Source organism: Solibacillus sp. FSL K6-1126, from assembly GCF_038003445.1.
In the GTDB taxonomy this organism is placed as follows: Bacteria; Bacillota; Bacilli; order Bacillales_A; family Planococcaceae; genus Solibacillus; species Solibacillus silvestris.
This window is the reverse complement of sequence record NZ_JBBOPD010000001.1, coordinates 3,910,001-3,927,589: the sequence shown is the minus strand read 5'-3', so window position 1 is coordinate 3,927,589 and position 17,589 is coordinate 3,910,001. Positions and strand designations below refer to the sequence as shown.

Sequence of the window (17,589 nt, the reverse complement as noted above, 5' to 3'; positions counted from 1 at the left end):
ATAAAAAGTGAAAAAAAGTTTACAGCAAATTGCAGAATGGTTAACGATAGAAAATCAGTCATTTCCTGAAACAATTGTCACAGGTGTCTCCATTGATACACGGACAATTACGAAAGGGGATTTATTTATTCCTTTCCGCGGAGAAGCCGTTAATGGACACCGATTTGTCGAGCAGGCATTTGAAAAAGGTGCGGCAGCTTCTTTATGGATGATCGACGAGCCGAATCCCCCGGCACATTTGCCATTAATTTTCGTGGAAGACCCAGAGCTTGCACTTCAAAAAATGGCAGAGTGTTACCGTAATGAGCATCAAGCGACATTTATCGGGATTACCGGCTCAAACGGTAAAACTTCGTCAAAAGATATTTTGGCGGGTGCTCTTTCTCCTTACTTTAAAGTACAAAAAACAATCGGGAATTTTAATAATCAGCTCGGTTTGCCGATCACGATTTTACAGCTTGATGAGGACACGGAAGTTTCCGTATTGGAAATGGGGATGAGCGGTTTCGGTGAGATTGAATTTTTAACGAAGCTTGCACGACCACATTATGCCATTATTACAAATATCGGTGAAGCACATATGCAAGATTTAGGATCGCGGGAAGGAATTGCGAAGGCGAAGTTTGAAATTGTAAAAGGGTTGTCTGAAGAAGGGATTCTCTTTTATGACGGTGATGAGCCGTTACTTCAAAACTTAGTTGCCAAAACACCGCATTTAAAAACACAGGCATTTGGCTTTAGCCAGGAACTGAATTTGGCAGCTTCGCAAATTAAAGCGACAGCACAAGGAAGCAGCTTCCATGTAGAGGGATTAATACAAGGTGATTTCTTTATTTCAGTTTTAGGGGAACACCAAGTAAAGAATACTTTAAGTGCAATGCTTGTAAGTAAGTCATTAGGTTTGACTGATGAACAAATCCGCGAAGCATTAAAGAAAGTAGTTTTAACAGATATGCGGATGCAGCTTGTTCCGGTCGGTGATTTATTATTTATTAATGATGCATATAATGCAGCGCCAACATCGATGCATGCAGCAATCCAATTTGTCGAGCAAACGACTATCCGTAATGAAAAGTGGCTTGTACTCGGTGATATGCTTGAGCTCGGAAACGAGGAAAAGAAGATGCATGAAGGAATTGCAGGACATATTCATCCTGAAGAAATAAGCTATGTTTGCTTATACGGCCCTCGTATGAAGTGGCTATATAATAAACTGCAAGAGACTTTTGACGCTGAACATTTAGTGTATTCCGAGAATGAGTACGCACCGATTATCGAAAAGATCCAATCTCATGCAACAAACGAGTCCATCCTTTTAGTTAAAGGTTCCCGTGGAATGAAGCTGGAGAAAATTATCCATTCAATCGAGTTAGCCTAGTGCTAGCTCGTTTTTTTAGTGCAAAAGCTTTTTTCTGCTCAAATTGTCGATTATTATAATTACTAACAGCTCATGGAAGCAGGTGAACTAATGAAAATCGGCGTTCTATTTTTACACGGATTTTCAGGCGGACCGTATGAAGTACAGCCATTTGCACATTATATAGAGCAACGAATAGATTGGGTCGTAAGTATTCCGACATTTTCAGGCCACGGTGATGCAGAAAATTTGGCAATGAAAGGCTATAAAGCAGAACACTGGATGATGGAAGCGGAAATCGCATATCGACAGTTGAAAAAGCAAGTAGATGAAGTCATTGTCGTCGGCTTTTCAATGGGTGGTGTCATTGCGATGTACTTATCTATACGTTACCCAGTAAAAAAGTTGGTACTCCTAAGTGCTGCAGCCAAGTATGTGAGTCCTACTCAGTTAGTAAAAGATGTTCGAGCGATTGCCCAGGATATGGTGCACAATAAGTTAGAAGAAAATGAATTGTTTGCACGGTACAAATTTAAATTTAAAAATGTTCCGTTATCAGCGACGATTGAATTTATGAAGGTCGTGAAAAAAACGGAACCGTATATAAAAAACATTCACTGTCCTACCTTTATCGTACAAGGGGAGCTGGATGGTATTGTACCAAGTGCAACCGCACATATTTTATTTCAACAAATTCAGTCGCAACAAAAGCAAATGTATATTTCAGATTGTGGAAAACATCATATTTGTTACAGTGATGATTGTGAGCAATGGTTTGATCAAGTGTATCAATTTTTAATGTAGTAATAAATATCTGACTATTTTGATACAAAGCAATATCATTGCATACCGTTACAACCCATGTTAGACTAATAAAAGCAATGGATACATTTTGTGCGAAGACTCTTCAGACTTATGGGTGAAGAGTACTTTTTTTTGATAAACGGTTTTATTCTATTTTTACACGAGCATTACCCAATTAGAAACAGTAGAATTGAACCGCTCGGCAATGACCGGGCTTTCCTTTTCATATAAGAGACTCTGCATATGAAGCAGAGAGAATTTTTAAGTAACGGAAACGTTCCACATACAATGGCTCGAAAATTTGCCGCCATTTCATCTGAAAATGTAACCATTTGTCAACTTATACAGGAAAAAGGAGAATGAAGAGTTTGACAAATTTTTCAGAATTAAACATTAGTGAATCGACATTACGTTCTATTAAGCGTATGGGGTTTGAAGAAGCAACACCAATCCAAGAAGGAACAGTTACGTTTGCAATGGCTGGCCGTGATGTTTTAGGCCAAGCACAAACAGGTACTGGTAAAACAGCTGCATTTGGTATTCCTTTAATCGAGAAAATCGATCCAAAAAATCCAAATATCCAAGCTTTGGTAATTGCTCCGACTCGCGAATTAGCAATCCAAGTTTCAGAAGAACTTTATAAATTAGGTTATGACAAGCGCGTAAAATTATTATCAGTTTACGGAGGTCAAGAAATTGGCCGTCAAATCCGCGCATTAAAAAACAAACCTCAAATTATTGTAGGTACACCGGGTCGTATTCAAGACCATATTAACCGTCGTACATTACGTTTAGACGAAGTGCAAACTTTAGTTTTAGACGAAGCGGACGAAATGTTAAACATGGGCTTCATCGATGATATTAATGCGATTTTAGAAAACGTACCATCAAATCGCCAAACATTACTATTCTCAGCGACAATGCCTCCAGCAATCCGTAAAATTGCAGAGACATTCATGAAAGATCCTGAAATCGTAAAAATTAAAGCGAAAGAATTAACAATGGAAAACATTGAACAATTCTTCGTAAAAGCAACAGAGCGCGAAAAATTCGATGCTTTATCTCGTCTATTGGATTCACAAAAACCAGAATTAGCAATCATCTTCGGTCGTACGAAACGCCGTGTTGATGAGTTAAGCCAAGCTTTAGGTTTACGTGGCTTCTTAGCGGAAGGTATCCACGGTGATTTATCTCAAGCAAAACGTATTTCTGTTTTACGTCAGTTTAAAGAAGGTAAAATCGATATTTTAATCGCAACAGACGTTGCAGCTCGTGGATTGGATATTTCAGGTGTAACGCATGTTTACAACTTTGACATTCCACAAGATCCAGAATCATACGTTCACCGTATCGGTCGTACAGGCCGTGCAGGTAAATCTGGTGTTGCAGTAACTTTCGTAACACCTCGTGAAATGGGTTACTTACGCATCGTAGAAGAAACTACGAAAAAACGTATGACTCCTTTACGTCCACCATCATCTGAAGAAGCATTAGTAGGCTTACAAGAAGATGCAATGCAATCATTGGTGGAATTAGTTCAAAATAATGATTTAGGTACTTACCGTGAGTTAGCAGCTAAGTTATTGGAAAATAACGATGCACTTGACTTAGTAGCAGCTGCTCTTAAATCAATTACTAAAGAACCTGATGCTACACCAGTATCATTATCGGAAGAGCGTCCATTACCAATGCGTCGTGACCGTTCACAAGGTGGCGGAGGCCGTGGCCGTGGCGGTAATGACCGTAACCGTGGTGGTGGCAACCGTGGCGGTGGTGACCGTCGCGGAGGAGATCGCCGTCGTGAAGGTGGCGGAGGCGGAAGCCGTTCTGGTAGCGGAAGTCGTGATGGAGGTCGTCGTGAAGGCGGTGCTCGTCGCGAAGGTTCTCGTGATCGTCGTCCACGTCCACGTCGTGAAGACTAATCTTATTCAAACACACCAACATTTTTCTTGTTGGTGTGTTTTTTTGTGGAAAATTTTATATAAATATATTTTCCGGGAAATAAAATTTTTATAAATTATTTAACAAATTTACCAATTAACTATACTATGAGGGTAAGGGTATTGTTTTTTCATAATGGTTAGAGCAGAATGAAACATTTAAACGGTTAATACGTATAACATACTGTAGAGAAAGAGGTGTAGGGCAAGTGAGAGAACAACCAAAGTTTCAGTTACCTAAAAAAGCGCAAACTGTGTGGCGATTATATGGAATCATTCAAACTTTTATTTTCGCTCTTTTAACAGGTGGCATTGTATTTTTAACAGTCCGATTTGATTGGCCGCAGTGGATTATGTGGATTGCCATCGCTCTGGTTATCTTATCGATCGCATTTTCGGTTATTGTATTTCCGAGCATTCGTTGGAGAATTTGGCGATATGAAGTACGAGAACAGGAAATTGAAATTCAAAGTGGCCTGTTTGTCGTAAAACGGACACTAATACCGATGGTGCGTGTTCAACATGTGGATACAGAGCAGGGACCGATATTAAAGAAATACATGTTAGCGAATATATCGATTTCTTCGGCGGCAACAGTACATACGATTCCTATGCTGAAAGTTGAAGATGCTGATGAATTGAGGACAAAAATCTCTGAACTTGCAAGGGTGGCGGAAGATGATGTCTAAAGAGAAATATAAACTTCATCCTGTAACGGCAATCATCAATGTAGTAAAAGCATTGAAAGATCTCCTTATCCCAATCATTATCATTGTTGCGGCGAACGGCTTTAATATTAATTTGGATTATCGAAGCGAAACATTTTTCAGCGAAATGATTCCACTCTTTATTTTAGTAATCGTCTTATCGGTAACGGTAGTGAGCGGTTTGATTAAGTGGTGGACATTTGTATATTGGTTTGAAGATAGTGAACTCCGTGTGGAATACGGTCTGTTTATAAAGAAAAAGCGCTACATTCCATTTGATCGCATTCAAAACCTGAATTATAAAGAAGGTATTTTTCACCGGTTGTTCAAGCTTGTACAAGTACAAGTGGAAACGGCGGGAAGTAAAGATGGTAAACCGGAAGCGGAGTTGACAGCGGTAACGAAAGCTGCGGCAGATGAAGTAGAAATTCAAATGAAAAAGGCGAAAACGAAACAAAAACTGCCAGTTGAAAGTGACCTGGTACAAGTAGCTGAAGAGGAAGAGCCAGAGCCGGCATCAGTTATATTACACAAAATGAAAGTACCGGAGCTGTTATTGTTAGCGACGACTTCCAGCGGTGTGGGAGTAGTACTTGCCGGTGTCTTTGCTGTCCTTTCCCAATTTGCGGAGTTTATCCCTTTTGACTTGATTTATGATGAGTTGGCATTTTTAGTGGAATACGGCTATATAGTCGTTATGATTTTAATCGCTCTTGCACTTATACTGGCATGGGGAGTTTCTGTCGGCTTGACCTTTTTAAATTATTATAACTTTACGGTGTGCAAGCAGCATGATCGGTTAATTATTACACGAGGATTAATCGAAAAAAAACGTGTGACAATTCCGTTAAACCGGGTGCAGGCAATTAAACTGGCAGAAAACCCTTTCCAGCAACTGCTTGGCTTAGCTTCTGTTGCGGTAGAAAGTGCTGGTGGAGGATTTAGCGGGGAAAATGATAAGAAAATCATTTTATTTCCGCTAATTGCAAAAAAAGAAGTATTTGCACCTTTGGCAGAACTGTTTCCTGAATATGATTTTCAAGTTAACCAAATTGTTCAGCCGCCGAAAAAAGCACAGCCTTTTTTCTATCGGATTGATTTTGTATGGTTAGTTCCGTTAATCGGCGCAGTTTCTTACTTCTTTTACCCATATGGACTGCTGTCATTATTGCTGATCGTTCCGATTGTTCTACTTGGAAGATGGCAATTTAAGACGACCGGATTTACGGTGAAAGATCAGCAAATTACGATTGTATCGCGCCTTGTAAGTCGTGTAACGTTTTATGCTTTAAAGAAACGTGTGCAAATTACGCAAGGAAGTCAAACGTATTTCCAAAAGCGGCGAAATATAGGATCTGTAAAAATTATAGTGATGTCAGGTATAGCCGGAGCTTCAGCGACTGCACGTCATGTGGAGCAACGGGAAGTGGAAAAAATACTGACATGGTATGAACATTAAAAAACAGGGTCCGCGAAAATTACTTTCGCGGATCCTGTTTTTATTTTACCCGTTTAATGGACTGTTTGCGCCAGCGCCCCATATTTTTAGGGTTAAAGTAAACAACCCCTAAAATAAAGCCGGTAACTAAACCGCCTAAATGTGCAGCAATATTAATATTTGGTGTTAAAAATGTCATAATAATACTAATCACAATTAACGGCAATATAATTTGTCTCAACTGCGGGAATAAATGTCTCGTGTAATAAACAAGTGCTCCGAACGCACCGAAAATTCCATAAAGTGCTCCACTTGCCCCTACGCTGGCATAATAGGCATCTTGTGTTGCGTAAGTGGCAGCAACACCAAAAATTCCGGCTAAAAAGTAAATTGTTAAAAATCGCATTTTGCCGGCGATTTTCTCGAGCTCTGGACCAAATAAAAATAGGGAGAACATATTAAAAAGAACGTGCATAAAACCTGCATGTAAAAACATGGACGTGATAATGCGCCACCATTCACCGGCTGCAATGAGTCCATTGACGCTCATACCGGCATAAAGTAATTCTTCGCCGAATCCCGGGATTAATGTTAGAACGAAAACAATTAAATTAATTGCTATAATTGATGATACGACCGGATATAACGTAATGTACTGTTTAAAATTTTCTCTACGAATAAACATGTTCCACCTCAATTAAGTCGATACAAAATAAAACGTATTTTATTTATTATACATTGGAGTAATGAGGAAAAGAAAGGGAGAGCTATTAAATGATTAAAGGGATTGGATTAGATTTAGTAGAATTGGATCGAATTGAAAAAATGATAGGACGTTCGGCGAAATTTGCACAACGAATTTTAACGGAAAGGGAACTTGCCGTTTTTAATACATTATCGGACTCACGCAAAGTGGAATTTCTGGCAGGTCGCTTTGCTGCAAAGGAAGCTTATTCAAAAGCGAACGGCACAGGAATTGGTAAGGGCTGTGAACTTCATCAAATAGAAATATTAAAAGAAGAGCAAGGGAAACCTGTTTTATACTTTGATGGTGAACAGGTGAACGGGTTCATTTCCATTACTCATACAAGGACGACAGCAGCTGCTCAAGTAATCTTAATGCAATAATACATACATGCACACCTTGGCTCATATAGTAATTTATCGAAATAGATAATCGAAAGGGTGAATCTTTGAAACTCCGACTGCTAGTAGTTGTCGTTTGTTGTCTCTTTTTGGCGGCGTGTGGAAAAGCTACAAAGGATGAAGTGATTGAGGATGTCAACAAGAAGTGGAATGACGCAAAAGGTTATGAATTAAGTGCTTCGATGGAAGTTCGGACAGGCGCAGAACCACGTATTTACGATGTGAAAGTTTGGCATACAAAACCAGATTTTTATCGGGTGGCAGTTAATCCAAAAGGTGAGTCAGAACAACAGTTAATCGTCCGAAATGAAGAAGGTGTCTTTGTTGTCACGCCATCATTACGTAAAACGCATAAATTCCAAAGTGAATGGCCGAAGCAAAATAGTCAGGCGTATATAATTGGGGCATTAGCCGATGATTTAGTGTCAGATTCAAAAGCGGTAATGACTGAAGATGATGCAAGCTATACTTTTGAAGTAGCAACACGAAATGTAGACCAAACAGCACTGCCGGTACAGCAAATTGTAATTGATAAGAAAACGATGCTTCCTACAAAAGTAAGTGTGATGGATGAATCTTTACAAGAACAAGTCGTGATTACATTTGCCGACATTAAATTAGGTGTGAAGCATACTGCAGAAGAGTACGCGGTAGAGAAATTCTCTGAAAAAGAGGAAAAGAAAGCCGCATCAGCAGAAGTGGTGGACACAGAGTTTAGTGTATATTACCCTACGATCGATTGGGCACATACTAAGCTGACAGATGAGTTTGAAGTGCAGGAAGATGGAAACACACGAGTTATTTTGACATTCGAAGGGGAAAAGCCATTTACACTAATGCAGCAGCCGATTCAATCCGATGATACAATATTGCCTGTATCTGGGGACCCGGCGGATTTAGGTTATACAATAGGGGCTATTACTGATAACTCAATTCAATGGGACAAAGATGGCATGACCTTCTTTATCGCTTCCACAAAATTAACCAAGGATGAATTACTGGAAGTAGCTGCAAGTGTGCAGGAAAGTAGTATGAAGTAAACGTCAATCAGTGGGGGCTCATCCCCCACTAAGCTAAAAACATCACATCCTGTGACAAACCATGTGTGACTAACATCGTGTTGGGCCGGAACTAATCGGGTTTAAAAAATATAATTCTAAACTTGTTTTTAAATTGTATTTTATGGTTATATTTAAGAAGAGACATCTTGCGTATACAAGCGCAAGATGATTTCTTTTCGTATACGGATTTAATAATGATTTACTCAAAATTACATAAATAACAGTAAGTTTAAACTTATAAAAAGAGGGTAAAAATCGAAATGAATACTCCAATTTATTACAGACCAACAAAAGCAGTAATTGATCTTCAAGCAATCACACATAACATTTCTTCACTACAAAACTATATAGGACCGACAATCCAAATAATTGCTGTAGTAAAGGCAAATGCATATGGTCATGGAGATGTGGAAGTTGCAAAAACGGCAATTGAGGCAGGTGCAACAATGCTTGCTGTCGCAACACCGGACGAAGCAGTACATATTAGAGAAAATTTTAAGGATATTGATATTTTAGTTTTAGGTGCTTCACCACATACTTTTATTCCGTTTGCATCAGCTGAAAATATTATTCTTACTGTATTTTCAACAGAATGGTTGCAGCTTGCTCAGCAATATACACCACTGTTGAATCAGCAGAGACTTCATATTAAAGTTGATTCGGGCATGGGGCGTATCGGTGTTTCCACTAAAGAAGAACTAATGGAATTGTATACAATCATTAATTCTTCCGATGATTTTTTAGTGGATGGAATATTTACGCACTTTGCTACTGCAGATGAAGAAGATTCGATGTACTTTGACAATCAGGCTACCCTATTCAAGGACTTTTTAGGTGCACTGCCACAAAAGCCTCGTCTTGTTCATGTTGCCAATACAGCGACCGCATTAGTGAAAGATCCTTCTTTGCATTATGATGCGGTACGTTTCGGCATTTCCATGTACGGATTATTGCCTTCAAGTTATGTAGGCACAAAATTACCTTTTCCGATTAAGCCAGCCTTTTCCTTGCAGACAGAACTTGTACATATTAAAAAAATGCAAGCTGGTCAATCGGTAGGCTATGGGGCAACATATACTGCAGAAGAGGATTGCTACATCGGAACAATACCGATCGGCTATGCAGATGGTATGATCCGAAAGCTTTCTGGCCAAGAAGTGCTTGTTGGAGGAAAAAGAGCGAAAATTGTCGGCAGAATTTGTATGGATCAGAGTATGATTTTACTCCCGCAAGCATATAATGTTGGAGAAGAAGTTGTACTAATAGGCTGCCAACAGCAAGAGAAAATCACAATAGATGATTGGGCTCATAAACTCCAAACAATTAATTACGAAGTGCCATGTGTAATTACAGCTAGAGTTCCTAGGGTATATAAATAATCGATGTAATATTACTAAAAAAAACTTCAAATATACAAAACAAGTATGTCCAAATTTATTCATTTATTGCGAGAATTGTCAGTTTTTTAATTTTCCTGTCTTTTCATTGTAGTCAATCAATGATAGAATGAATGGGAAATGGGATGTTCGGTGGAGGTGCTTGTTTTGTACGCGAAGGAATTAGTAGAAGTAGAAGAAGTAGTAATTGACATACCAAATGAGCTAGTAACGCAATTCGAAAGAACGTTTGGGCGTAATACTGAGAATGGTTATATGATGGCGTATTTGGCGACTCAAAATTATACAAAGCATATGCAACCAAATCAAATACGGGAAGCTTTAATAAAGGGCTATGTGGAAATGTCGCAAATTAATCTGACAATTTGCAGTGAGTGCTTGCATGCAGAGTATGAAGCGGAACATATGGTGGAGCGTCTCGTAAGCGGGGGATGACAATTTGATTGTAAAACGTGGAGACGTTTTTTTTGCTGACCTATCACCTGTGGTAGGGTCAGAACAGGGCGGGACTAGACCCGTTCTTATTATTCAAAATGATATTGGAAATCGCTTTAGTCCAACCGTCATAATAGCTGCAATAACTGCGCAAATTCAAAAAGCAAAGTTACCTACACATGTTGAAATCGATGCGAAAAAGTATGGTTTTGAGCGTGATTCGGTAATTTTGCTTGAACAATTGCGTACAATTGATAAATCACGATTAACAGATCGTATTACTCAGCTAGATGCGAAACTAATGCAAGAAGTAGATATAGCTCTTAATATTAGTTTAGGACTCGTAAAATTTTAATACATAAAAAAACATCGAAACATTTCGTTTCGGTGTTTTTTATTATTACAAATCAAAGTACCTTATAATTTTGAGGTAAATAGTAAACTGTAATCATGCAATATTGTGGTAGTTTCCTTAAAATTATAAATATAACAAAAAAATGGTTTAAAATTTATATCCAACTAAACTACAAGGATAACATATGGTATAATGTAAAAGATTAATAATTCAAAAAATTGATACTGTACGTTAACTCCATAGAAAGAAAAAGTAGGAAATTGGGGGCACTATGATGAATGCGAAATCTACCGTAGAGATTGTAACAGAATGGGATATTGTAGCTGCACGCCAACTTGGACGTAATGAGGCGAAAGCAATTGGCTTTGGCGCGGTAGATCAGGCTCGAATTACGACGGCGATAAGCGAACTGGCTCGAAATATTTATTTATATGCCCGATCCGGGGAAGTCACGATAGAACGTATTAGTAATGAAGAGAAAGTTGGCCTTCGCATAATAGCGGCAGATAAAGGACCAGGAATTAGTAATTTGAAAAAGGTGATGGAAGACGGCTATTCTACTTCAGGCGGGCTTGGAGCGGGTCTGCCAGGAGTCAAGAGACTAATGGATACAATGGACATCCAATCGAATGTAGGGAACGGTACGACAATAGTTATCGAAAAATGGGTAAAGTAGGATGTGATAAAATTTGAAAGAGCTGCAAACTCAATATCAAAAAATATTATCGGATTTTTTGGCAAACCAAACTGAGCGAAATTTGTATATAGGCCAAAATTTCATTCGACAGTTAATCCAAAAAAAAGTAGCTCCTGAAGAAGTAATCAATATCCACAAATATGCGATAGAGCAAATTTATCCAGATCTACCAGAAGATATTTCGCATAGCTATGATTTTCTAATTGAGATTATGGTACACTTTGGTTTAACTTTAAAGGAGCATCAAAGTTTACTGGAACAGCAAGAAGAACTGCGTATGGAGATGAATGTTGCTACAAAAATTCAGAATATGATTCTCAGAACAACAGTACCCATGTTGAATCAGATTGATATTGGGATGCTATCTGTACCAATCCGCAAAATGAATGGTGATTATGTTCACTTTCTAAACAACAATAACTCAGTTGTTAGTGTAGCAGTGACAGATGTTGTCGGAAAAGGTGTACCAGCAGCCCTTTGTATGTCGATGGTTAAGTACGGGCTAGATACACTTGAGTATGCAACGAAAGATCCATCATACATTTTGGAAGTGTTAAACCGCATTATTGAAAAAAGTGTTGATGATAGTATGTTTGTCTCGATGTTTTACGGGACATATAATATTAAAGAAAGCAAATTTACATATGGGTCAGCTGGACATGAACCTGCTATATATTATAATGCTCGTAAAAACACTTTCTTTGATTTGGAGTCAAAAGGTTTATTGTTAGGTGTCATGCCGGAAGTTACGTATCCACAGTATGATATTCATTTGGAGGATAATGATTTTATCATTATGATTACAGATGGGGTAACGGATTTCCGCAAGCAAGGAGAGCTGGATCCACGGGATGTGATTAAGAATTTGGCATTAAGCTGTAACCATCTTTCAGCTCAGAAAATGTGTGAGGAAATGTACACCTATTTGAAAAACTTGCCGGATTTTGAATTAGAAGATGATTTTACGGTTGTTATTTTTAAAAAATAAATAAATAATTATGTTTGAACTCCTGTACATTGGGGAAAAGTAATTAGGTTTATAGATGGAGGTGTCTAATAATGAATGTTAATGTTCAATTTAGAGAAGATGGAAACGTATTAAAAGGCTATATCGAGGGTGAAATTGATACGTATACAGCCCCGATTTTACGCGAAGAGTTAGAGACTGTTCAAATTGTGGAAGGCCGAAAAATCGAATTAGATTTATCAAAAGTAAATTATATGGACAGTACAGGATTAGGAATATTTGTTGCATTTTATAAAAAAGTTACGAGAGAAAATGCATCATTAAAATTAGTCAACTTATCGAATCGTTTGGTTAGATTGTTTGAAATTACAGGTTTAAGTGAATTAATGAGTATTGAGATTGATGAGGAATTGGAGTTGAAATGATGAGAGCATTTGACTATATTGAAATTCGAGTGCCTGCCAAATCGCAATATGTAAGTGTAATCCGGCTAACAATTTCAGGATTAGCGATGCGAGTTGGGTTTACTTATGATGAAATTGAGGACTTAAAAATTGCTACAAGTGAAGCGGTGACAAATGTTGTACACCATGCTTATAAAGCAAACGAGGAAGGAGAAGTTGTGATCGGCTGTGCGTTATTTGAGGACAAGATCGAAATAATGGTTGCAGATTACGGTGTCAGCTTTAACTTTGAAGAGATTAAATCAAAAGTTGGTCCATATCATGAAAATGAAAACGTAGCACTATTACGTGAAGGTGGATTAGGGATTTATTTAATGGAGACTTTAATGGACGAAGTGAAATTAAATAACGAAGGTGGCGTCACTGTTTTCATGACAAAGTATGTCTCGAGAGAGCAGGTGAAAGGGAATGTCGAAAGAATCACTACCTAAAAATACATCAAAAGAAGAAGTGCTAAATTGGATTGCAGAATATCAGGCGAGCGGCTGTGAAGAATCACAAACTAACCTTGTGCTCCATTATCAGCAGTTAGTCGAGTCGATTGCACGCAAATATTCACATGGTAAATCTTATTATGATGATATTGTACAAGTAGGGATGCTTGGTTTATTAGGTGCGATCCGACGATTTGACCCTTCTTTTGGCAGAAGTTTCGAGGCGTTTGCTGTTCCGACAATCGTAGGTGAAATAAAACGTTTTTTACGTGATAAAACTTGGGACGTGCATGTTCCGAGACGTATTAAAGAATTGGGACCTAGAATCAAGGCGGCTGTCGAAGCATTAACGACGTCCTTACAACGTTCCCCATCCATTACTGAAATTGCGACATATTTGGAAGTACAGGATGAGGACGTATTGGAAGCGATGGAGATGGGACGAAGCTATCAGGCACTATCCATGGATCATTCAATCGAATCGGATTCTGATGGCAGTACGGTAACGTTATTTGATGTAGTGGGTCGAGAAGATACAGGCTATGAAGTGACAAACCGCAGAATGATTGTAGCTGATGCGATGAATGTATTAAATGAACGTGAGCGACAAATTATCCAGTTAACATATTTGGAACAGCTTAGTCAAAAGGAAGCCGGGGAGAGACTCGGTATATCCCAAATGCACGTTTCGCGAATTCAACGTAAAGCCATTAAAAAATTACAAGATGCCATCACTGCAAGTGGCGGCGTCTCGTTATAAAGTTTAAGAGTCTACTAACATAGATTAGTAGGCTCTTTTTCATGCATAAATTCATCGCTTTTTTGGGAAACAATACAAATGGAATGGTACACTAAAAGAAAGTTTTAAATTTAAAGGAGTGGCATAATGGATCAACAAAAAATGTTACAAATAATCGCGAAAGATGCAAAAGTAGAGCCAAAGCAAGCAAAAGCAGTTATTGGGCTACTGGAAGAAGGTAACACAGTACCTTTTATCGCCCGTTACCGAAAAGAAATGACAGGTTCTCTTGATGAAGTTCAAATAAAAGCAGTGGAAGACCGCTACCATTACATACAGCAGCTCGAAACACGGAAAGAGGAAGTGCTGCGTTTAATCGATGAGCAAGGTAAATTAACGGAAGAACTACAAACTGCTATTCAAGCATCAACTGTTTTACAGCGTGTGGAAGATTTGTACCGACCATTTAAACAAAAGCGTCGTACAAAAGCAACGATTGCAAAAGAACGTGGCTTGGAACCGTTAGCTGAAGAGCTTTTAAAGTTTACAAAGCGGACGATGGAGGAAATGGCAATTCCTTATTTAAACGAAGAACAAGGTGTTACTTCGATTGAAGAAGCATTGGCGGGCGCACGCGATATTTTAGCAGAGCGATTTGCCGATGATGCCGCAATTCGTGAAAAATTACGCACACTATCTTGGCGAGAAGGCAAGCTTGTCACAACATTAAAAAATGCGGAAAAAGATGAAAAACAAGTATTTGAAATGTATTACGAATATGAAGAACCTGTTCATCGAATTGCACCCCATCGTATACTGGCGGTAAACCGCGGTGAAAAGGAAGAAGTGATTCGTGCAACGATTGAAGTTCCGATCGATAGAGCGACAACTCAAATGGAAAATTATTTTATACCTAGAAATTATGTAGGTCCATCTGTCAACGAAGTGAAATTGGCAGTTGCAGATAGCTATAAACGTTTAATTAAACCATCTATTGAAAATGAGCTGCGCGCAGAACTATCATCAAAAGCAGAAACACAGGCAATTCATATTTTCTCGGAAAATCTTCGCAATTTATTATTACAGCCTCCAATGCGCGGTAAAATGGTACTTGGTGTAGACCCTGCATACAGAACCGGCTGTAAATTGGCGGTAGTGGATGAGACAGGTAAGATGATTGAGGTTGGTGTTATTTATCCCCACACTACGTCGGATCCTTCAAAAGCGAAAGCGACAGTGAAGGCATTATTAAAAAAATACCCGATTAGTATTATTGCAATTGGTAATGGGACAGCATCACGAGAAACAGAGCAATTTATTGCAGAACTGCTGAAAGAAGCAGATGGAAACATTGCATATGTTATTGTCAACGAGGCTGGGGCTTCCGTATACTCGGCTTCTGAAGTGGCGCGAGCGGAGTTTCCGGATTTACAGGTGGAACAACGGAGTGCTGTATCGATTGCCCGTCGTTTGCAAGACCCATTATCCGAGCTTGTTAAAATTGACCCGAAAGCTGTCGGTGTAGGGCAGTATCAGCATGATGTATCCCAAAAGCAGCTCGCAGAATCACTGACATTTATTGTGGAAACAGCGGTAAACCAAGTTGGGGTAGATGTAAATACAGCTTCGGCCTCCCTTTTACAATATGTATCTGGACTCTCAAAAACTGTTGCAGAAAATATTGTGATAATGCGTAGTGAAAACGGCCAATTTACATCACGTGCCCAACTGAAAAAAATCCCGCGACTAGGTGCTAAAACATACGAGCAGGCGGTTGGTTTCTTGCGTATTGCAGATGCTAAAAATCCGTTAGATGCTACAGGTATCCATCCCGAAAGTTATAAATTAGCTGAAGCTGTATTAGAGGCAGCAGGATTAACGAAAAAGGATGTCGGAACAGCGAAAGCTGAAGAAGAAATCAGCAAGTTAAATTTAAAAACATTAGGTGAGAAATTGGATGTAGGGGAAGTTACGTTGAAAGATATTGTCGATACACTAATGAAACCTACCCGTGACCCTCGTGATGCTTTCCCGCAACCGTTATTGAAAACCGATGTACTTCAAATGGATGACTTGCAAGTCGGGATGGAACTGCAGGGGACAGTTCGGAATGTTGTTGATTTTGGGGCGTTTGTCGATATCGGAGTTAAGCAGGATGGACTTGTCCATATTTCCAAATTGCAAAAGGGTCGTGTTAAACATCCATTAGATGTTGTTTCGCTGGGAGATATTGTGACAGTTTGGGTAGAAAAAGTAGAAGCTAACAAAGGTCGTATTTCTTTAACGATGTTAACTCCTGAAAATCAGCTTAGCGTGTAAAGAGCATGATTTTCAATTATAATAAAAAGCGCATAGCTGATATGCGCTTTTTATTAATTTAAGGGGGGTTGGCATATGACGGACGAACAGGCACAAAAGTTAGTTGAGCAATTATCAAATGAATTTTTTGACCGACCGTTTATTCATAAAGCTTATTTTAATAGTCGGTTGAAAACGACGGGCGGACGGTATATGTTAAACAGTCATAATATTGAGCTTAATAAAAAACTATATGACCAGTTCGGACTAGAGGAGTTAAGGGGAATTATTTTACATGAACTTTGCCATTATCATCTTCATATTTTAGGTATGGGTTATAGGCATGGAGATGCAGATTTTCGGAATCTATTGAAAAAAGTTGGAGCACCACGTTTTTGTTCTACTTTGGAACAGCCTAAAGAAAAGCCGATGCAAAAGACAATACATATATACAGTTGTACGAATTGCGGACAAATATATAAGAGAAAAAGAAAAATGGATATAAAAAAATATTGTTGTAGTATTTGTAAAGGGAAAATTAAATTTCTTCGAAGCGAAAAATAATTTGAAAATGATGTTTAAAAATGAATGATTAAAGGTATACAGTATTTATGTTATTTTTTAAAGGGAATGTTTTTTGCTCTATATATAGGAAGAGATTTTTACTTTAATTTTTTTTAGGAAAAGTGTTGACGAAACGGAAATCGCTCTCTATAATAGTAAAAGTCGACAAGATGATATCGCAACGAAGTAATTATTCCGAAGTAGCTCAGTTGGTAGAGCATCCGGCTGTTAACCGGCAGGTCGCAGGTTCGAGTCCTGCCTTCGGAGCCATTAGTGGCCCGTTGGTCAAGTGGTTAAGACACCGCCCTTTCACGGCGGTAACACGGGTTCGAATCCCGTACGGGTCACCACTTATATTTTAATAATGAAGATTTACTAATGGTCCCGTGGTGTAGCGGTTAACATGCCTGCCTGTCACGCAGGAGATCGCCGGTTCGATCCCGGTCGGGACCGCCATTTTTGGGGTATAGCCAAGCGGTAAGGCAACGGATTTTGATTCCGTCATGCCCTGGTTCGAATCCAGGTACCCCAGCCATTTAGAGCCATTAGCTCAGTTGGTAGAGCATCTGACTTTTAATCAGAGGGTCGAAGGTTCGAGTCCTTCATGGCTCACCAGTTTTCATATTGACAAATTATTTCAGAGATGTATAATAATTATTGTCGGATGAAGCGGTCGTGGCGGAATGGCAGACGCGCTAGGTTGAGGGCCTAGTGGGGGCAACCCCGTGGAGGTTCAAGTCCTCTCGGCCGCACCAAAAATTCCCGGCGCCCGTAGCTCAATTGGAT

The 17,589-nt window shown here is 39.0% G+C and carries 18 protein-coding genes and 7 tRNA genes (1 of these 25 running past the window's edge); 24 read left to right on the top strand and 1 reads right to left on the bottom strand.

Going from position 1 to position 17,589, the window contains the following annotated elements; translation table 11 throughout:
* The first annotated feature begins 7 nt into the window (after positions 1-7).
* The 5 genes from MHH44_RS19570 to MHH44_RS19550 all read left to right on the top strand — a co-directional run bounded on the left by MHH44_RS19570 (position 8) and on the right by MHH44_RS19550 (position 6,267).
* Entirely contained in the window at positions 8-1,378 is a 1,371-nt protein-coding gene (locus MHH44_RS19570; protein ID WP_008405790.1) for a UDP-N-acetylmuramoyl-tripeptide--D-alanyl-D-alanine ligase, read from the top strand.
* 90 nt (positions 1,379-1,468) lie between these two features.
* The gene (locus MHH44_RS19565; protein WP_340799393.1) at positions 1,469-2,161 is read left to right on the top strand and encodes an alpha/beta hydrolase; all 693 of its coding nucleotides are present in this window, start codon (positions 1,469-1,471) and stop codon (positions 2,159-2,161) included.
* 368 nt (positions 2,162-2,529) lie between these two features.
* On the top strand, positions 2,530-4,083 hold the full coding sequence (locus MHH44_RS19560) for a DEAD/DEAH box helicase (protein ID WP_340799392.1): 1,554 nt from the start codon (positions 2,530-2,532) through the stop codon (positions 4,081-4,083).
* Between the two features lie 227 nt (positions 4,084-4,310).
* On the top strand, positions 4,311-4,790 hold the full coding sequence (locus MHH44_RS19555; RefSeq protein WP_340799391.1) for a PH domain-containing protein: 480 nt from the start codon (positions 4,311-4,313) through the stop codon (positions 4,788-4,790).
* Positions 4,783-6,267: a PH domain-containing protein gene (locus MHH44_RS19550; protein WP_065216142.1), complete on the top strand. Its 1,485-nt coding sequence runs from the start codon at positions 4,783-4,785 to the stop codon at positions 6,265-6,267. The genes MHH44_RS19555 and MHH44_RS19550 overlap by 8 nt, the downstream gene beginning before the upstream one ends.
* 40 nt (positions 6,268-6,307) lie before the next feature.
* Here MHH44_RS19550 and MHH44_RS19545 read toward each other — a convergent pair whose 3' ends face one another.
* On the bottom strand, positions 6,308-6,931 hold the full coding sequence (locus MHH44_RS19545; RefSeq protein WP_008405784.1) for a rhomboid family intramembrane serine protease: 624 nt from the start codon (positions 6,929-6,931) through the stop codon (positions 6,308-6,310).
* Positions 6,932-7,020: 89 nt separating this feature from the next.
* On the opposite strand from MHH44_RS19545, the gene acpS reads away from it, so the two are divergent.
* The 19 genes from acpS to MHH44_RS19450 form a co-directional block, all read left to right on the top strand.
* A complete protein-coding gene (gene acpS / locus MHH44_RS19540; RefSeq protein WP_008405783.1) occupies positions 7,021-7,374 on the top strand; it encodes a holo-ACP synthase in 354 nt (117 codons plus the stop codon).
* Positions 7,375-7,439: 65 nt separating this feature from the next.
* Entirely contained in the window at positions 7,440-8,432 is a 993-nt protein-coding gene (locus MHH44_RS19535; protein ID WP_008405782.1) for a LolA family protein, read from the top strand.
* A 281-nt stretch (positions 8,433-8,713) separates the two neighbouring features.
* Positions 8,714-9,832: an alanine racemase gene (gene alr / locus MHH44_RS19530; RefSeq protein WP_340799390.1), complete on the top strand. Its 1,119-nt coding sequence runs from the start codon at positions 8,714-8,716 to the stop codon at positions 9,830-9,832.
* A gap of 165 nt (positions 9,833-9,997) precedes the next feature.
* Positions 9,998-10,285 (top strand): hypothetical protein, encoded by a 288-nt coding sequence (locus MHH44_RS19525; RefSeq protein WP_008405780.1) that lies wholly within the window; start codon positions 9,998-10,000, stop codon positions 10,283-10,285.
* Between the two features lie 4 nt (positions 10,286-10,289).
* Positions 10,290-10,640, top strand: coding sequence for a type II toxin-antitoxin system PemK/MazF family toxin (locus tag MHH44_RS19520; protein WP_008405778.1), 351 nt, complete (start codon positions 10,290-10,292; stop codon positions 10,638-10,640).
* A 274-nt stretch (positions 10,641-10,914) separates the two neighbouring features.
* On the top strand, positions 10,915-11,316 hold the full coding sequence (locus tag MHH44_RS19515) for an anti-sigma regulatory factor (RefSeq protein ID WP_014822537.1): 402 nt from the start codon (positions 10,915-10,917) through the stop codon (positions 11,314-11,316).
* A gap of 13 nt (positions 11,317-11,329) precedes the next feature.
* Positions 11,330-12,325 carry a PP2C family protein-serine/threonine phosphatase gene (locus MHH44_RS19510; protein WP_008405775.1) on the top strand — a complete coding sequence of 332 codons (996 nt, stop codon included), beginning with the start codon at positions 11,330-11,332 and terminating at the stop codon, positions 12,323-12,325.
* 71 nt (positions 12,326-12,396) lie between these two features.
* The gene (locus MHH44_RS19505) at positions 12,397-12,729 is read left to right on the top strand and encodes an STAS domain-containing protein (RefSeq protein WP_014822538.1); all 333 of its coding nucleotides are present in this window, start codon (positions 12,397-12,399) and stop codon (positions 12,727-12,729) included.
* Positions 12,729-13,199: an anti-sigma B factor RsbW gene (gene rsbW / locus MHH44_RS19500; protein WP_014822539.1), complete on the top strand. Its 471-nt coding sequence runs from the start codon at positions 12,729-12,731 to the stop codon at positions 13,197-13,199. The genes MHH44_RS19505 and rsbW overlap by 1 nt, the downstream gene beginning before the upstream one ends.
* A complete protein-coding gene (gene sigB / locus MHH44_RS19495) occupies positions 13,177-13,962 on the top strand; it encodes an RNA polymerase sigma factor SigB (RefSeq protein WP_008405769.1) in 786 nt (261 codons plus the stop codon). The genes rsbW and sigB overlap by 23 nt, the downstream gene beginning before the upstream one ends.
* A 126-nt stretch (positions 13,963-14,088) precedes the next feature.
* Positions 14,089-16,260, top strand: a complete 2,172-nt coding sequence (locus MHH44_RS19490; RefSeq protein WP_340799388.1) for a Tex family protein — start codon at positions 14,089-14,091, stop codon at positions 16,258-16,260.
* A gap of 75 nt (positions 16,261-16,335) precedes the next feature.
* Positions 16,336-16,803, top strand: a complete 468-nt coding sequence (locus MHH44_RS19485) for a SprT family protein (RefSeq protein ID WP_008405765.1) — start codon at positions 16,336-16,338, stop codon at positions 16,801-16,803.
* A gap of 194 nt (positions 16,804-16,997) precedes the next feature.
* A tRNA-Asn gene (locus MHH44_RS19480) sits at positions 16,998-17,073 on the top strand.
* 5 nt (positions 17,074-17,078) lie between these two features.
* A tRNA-Glu gene (locus MHH44_RS19475) sits at positions 17,079-17,153 on the top strand.
* Between the two features lie 30 nt (positions 17,154-17,183).
* A tRNA-Asp gene (locus MHH44_RS19470) sits at positions 17,184-17,259 on the top strand.
* Between the two features lie 4 nt (positions 17,260-17,263).
* Positions 17,264-17,338 (top strand) — tRNA-Gln (locus MHH44_RS19465).
* Positions 17,339-17,342: 4 nt separating this feature from the next.
* Positions 17,343-17,418 (top strand) — tRNA-Lys (locus tag MHH44_RS19460).
* Positions 17,419-17,472: 54 nt separating this feature from the next.
* Positions 17,473-17,558: transfer RNA gene (locus tag MHH44_RS19455), tRNA-Leu, on the top strand.
* A 10-nt stretch (positions 17,559-17,568) separates the two neighbouring features.
* Positions 17,569-17,589: transfer RNA gene (locus tag MHH44_RS19450), tRNA-Arg, on the top strand; it runs 56 nt beyond the window's last position.

Excerpts from the sequence above, each read along its gene's own strand:
- sigB (WP_008405769.1), top strand. The coding sequence starts at position 13,177 with ATGTCGAAAGAATCACTACCTAAAAATACATCAAAAGAAGAAGTGCTA.
- MHH44_RS19485 (WP_008405765.1), top strand. The coding sequence starts at position 16,336 with ATGACGGACGAACAGGCACAAAAGTTAGTTGAGCAATTATCAAATGAA.
- MHH44_RS19565 (WP_340799393.1), top strand. The coding sequence starts at position 1,469 with ATGAAAATCGGCGTTCTATTTTTACACGGATTTTCAGGCGGACCGTAT.
- MHH44_RS19490 (WP_340799388.1), top strand. The coding sequence starts at position 14,089 with ATGGATCAACAAAAAATGTTACAAATAATCGCGAAAGATGCAAAAGTA.
- rsbW (WP_014822539.1), top strand. The coding sequence starts at position 12,729 with ATGAGAGCATTTGACTATATTGAAATTCGAGTGCCTGCCAAATCGCAA.
- MHH44_RS19515 (WP_014822537.1), top strand. The coding sequence starts at position 10,915 with ATGAATGCGAAATCTACCGTAGAGATTGTAACAGAATGGGATATTGTA.
- MHH44_RS19505 (WP_014822538.1), top strand. The coding sequence starts at position 12,397 with ATGAATGTTAATGTTCAATTTAGAGAAGATGGAAACGTATTAAAAGGC.
- alr (WP_340799390.1), top strand. The coding sequence starts at position 8,714 with ATGAATACTCCAATTTATTACAGACCAACAAAAGCAGTAATTGATCTT.
- acpS (WP_008405783.1), top strand. The coding sequence starts at position 7,021 with ATGATTAAAGGGATTGGATTAGATTTAGTAGAATTGGATCGAATTGAA.
- MHH44_RS19545 (WP_008405784.1), bottom strand. The coding sequence starts at position 6,931 with ATGTTTATTCGTAGAGAAAATTTTAAACAGTACATTACGTTATATCCG.
- MHH44_RS19550 (WP_065216142.1), top strand. The coding sequence starts at position 4,783 with ATGTCTAAAGAGAAATATAAACTTCATCCTGTAACGGCAATCATCAAT.